Source organism: Dietzia sp. B44, from assembly GCF_014145245.1.
GTDB lineage: Bacteria > Actinomycetota > Actinomycetes > Mycobacteriales > Mycobacteriaceae > Dietzia > Dietzia natronolimnaea.
The window spans coordinates 1-2,292 of record NZ_JAALEF010000453.1; the positions used below are offsets into that span (position 1 = coordinate 1).

At 71.5% G+C, this 2,292-nt stretch carries 4 protein-coding genes; 3 read left to right on the top strand and 1 reads right to left on the bottom strand.

What is annotated here, in order from left to right; genetic code table 11:
* From G6017_RS13990 to G6017_RS14000, 3 genes are all read left to right on the top strand, one after another.
* On the top strand, window positions 1-675 hold a 675-nt coding region (locus G6017_RS13990; RefSeq protein ID WP_194307889.1), incomplete at its 5' end, for an AzlC family ABC transporter permease.
* A gap of 1 nt (window position 676) precedes the next feature.
* On the top strand, window positions 677-985 hold the full coding sequence (locus G6017_RS13995) for an AzlD domain-containing protein (protein WP_182610799.1): 309 nt from the start codon (window positions 677-679) through the stop codon (window positions 983-985).
* A gap of 160 nt (window positions 986-1,145) precedes the next feature.
* Entirely contained in the window at window positions 1,146-2,030 is an 885-nt protein-coding gene (locus G6017_RS14000; RefSeq protein WP_182617902.1) for an alpha/beta fold hydrolase, read from the top strand.
* 109 nt (window positions 2,031-2,139) lie between these two features.
* On the opposite strand, the gene G6017_RS14005 is transcribed toward G6017_RS14000, so the two are convergent.
* On the bottom strand, window positions 2,140-2,292 hold a 153-nt coding region (locus G6017_RS14005; protein WP_241731564.1), incomplete at its 5' end, for an ATP-binding protein.

A 2,292-nucleotide genomic window follows, 5' to 3' on the forward strand; every position in this document is an offset into this window, starting at 1 on the left:
CCCGCGCCCCCGGCCCCTGCGCCCGTCGCGCCCGTCGCGCCCGCCGTGGCGATCGCGTCGGCGGTAGCTGTGGTCGGGGTGGCCTACGGTTCGATGGCGTCAGCCGCAGGCCTTCCCTCGTGGTTGGTCGTCCTCGCCGCCGTCCTCGTGCTCGGCGCATCCTCCGAGCTGGTGTTCGTCGGCGTGATCGCGTCGGGCGGCCTGCCCTGGATCGCGGTCTGCGCAGCGCTCCTGGTGAATCTCCGGAACGGTGTCTACGGCTTCTCCGCATCGGCGTTTCTGCCCGGGCGGCGCGTCCCCCGACTGTTCTCGGCACACCTGGTCAACGACGAGAGCGTCGCCTTCGCCCTGGCCCAGCCGCACCCGGCGCGACGCCTCCCCGCGTTCCGCGTGGTCGGGGTCGCCATCCTGATCGCGTGGCCCCTCGGCGCGGCGATCGGCGTCCTCCTCGGATACGTCCTGCCCAACCCCAGCCGTCTCGGACTGGATGCGGCGTTCCCCGCGGTCTTCGTCGCGATCCTCCTCGCCAGCGTCACCCGTCGCACCGCTGTCCCCGCCGCTGCAGGAGCGACCCTCGCCGCGGCCGCCACCCCGTTCGTGGCCGCCGGAGTGGCCCCCGTCCTGGGACTGATCGGCCTGCTCACGGCTGTGCGGAAGCGGGGACACCGTGTCTGACGTGACTCTTGTCCTCGCGGTGCTCGCCCTCGCCGCCGGCACCTACGCCGTGAGACTGGGTGGGGTCCATTTCGGAGGCTCGCGCCTCTCCCTGCGCCTCCAGCACTGGGGCGATCCCGCGGTGATCGTGCTGATCGCCGGTGTCGCCGCTACCGCGACCCTCTTCGACGGGCAGTCGTTCGCCGGGTGGGCTCGCGTCGCCGGCGTAACCACGGCTGCCGTCCTGGCGGCGATGCGGGTGCCGCTGGTCGTGGTGGTCGTCGCAGCCGCCGGGGTGGCCGCCTCCGCGAGAGCGCTGGGTATCGACTAGACCGGCACACCTCGTCGTCGTCCTCTCGCTCGCACCCGCGGCCGGCGAGCACTGTCGATCCGACCGCTCCGAACCGCCCCCGCCGATCCGCTCCCGGGGCGCCGGCAGCGTCCTATGGTTCGAGTACCCCTCGCGCACTCCCCTCCAGAAGGACTCCGCCATGACAACGCAGACCATCAACGTCCCTCACCTGGGCGGATCGACCATCGGCTACTCGTTCGCCCGGCAGTACGACCCCGCCCTGCCCACGCTGGTGATGATCAACTCGTTCACCACCTCGGTCGAGCTGTACCGGCCGCAGTTCGCCAACGAGGAGCTCGCCTCGCGGATGAACCTGTTGGCGATCGAGCCCTACGGCCACGGGGAGACCCGCGCCCGGTACCGGCACTTCACCTACTGGGACAGCGCGATCGCCAACCTGCAGGTGCTCGACGCCCTGGGGATCTCCAAGGCGTTCGCGCTCGGTACGTCCCAGGGCGGATGGATCGCCACGCGCATGGCGCTGCTCAATCCCGGCACCGTCGAGGGCATCGTCATCTGCGGCACCTCCATGGACTACGAGAGCCCGGCCAGTATGGAACGCGGCTGCTGGAACGGCTCCGAGTTCTGCAGCCCCGCCATCGAGGCGCTCGCCGAGCCCGTCGGCGAGGACTGGGTGGTGGACGACGACTTCGTGGTGGCGGTACTCGGTGCCGGCCTCGGCGAGAACGTCTCCGACGCCGAGCGTGACTTCTGGATCCAGACCTATCGCATTAACTATCGACGAGACGAGGGTCGGCGGCGCCTGCGCACCAGCTCCATCAACCTCCGCGACCGCGACGGCCTGGAGGCACGGTTGAGCGACGTGCACTGCCCTGTGCTCTGGCTGCAGGGCACCGCCGACCAGGTGTACTCGGTGGCCAACGCCGAAGACGGCATCGCCCGGTTCACCGGCTCCCTGTCCGCCACGCTGCAGATCGTCGAGGGCGGCCAGCACTTCCTCACCGCCTCCGACCCCGAGGTCGCGGACGCCGCCACCCTCGCCTTTGTGGAGCAGTGGTCCTGAGGCCGGTCCGACCGGCACGACAGGGCGGGACGCTGCCCGGCCGGCGCCACCGCTCTCTGCTCGATCCAGCCGCGCGGGTAGATTCCGTCAGCGCATTCGTCGTCGTCCCTCAGGCCCGCACCCGCGGCAACAGCACCCGGAACGTCGCACCCCGGCCGGCGGCGGTCTCCACGCCGACCGACCCGCCGTGCGCCTCCACCAGCGACCGCACGATCGCCAGCCCGAGCCCGCTCCCCCCGGTCGCGCTGGTCCGGGAGGTGTC

Coding starts and splice junctions, on each gene's coding strand:
- G6017_RS14000 (WP_182617902.1), top strand. CDS start 1,146: ATGACAACGCAGACCATCAACGTCCCTCACCTGGGCGGATCGACCATC.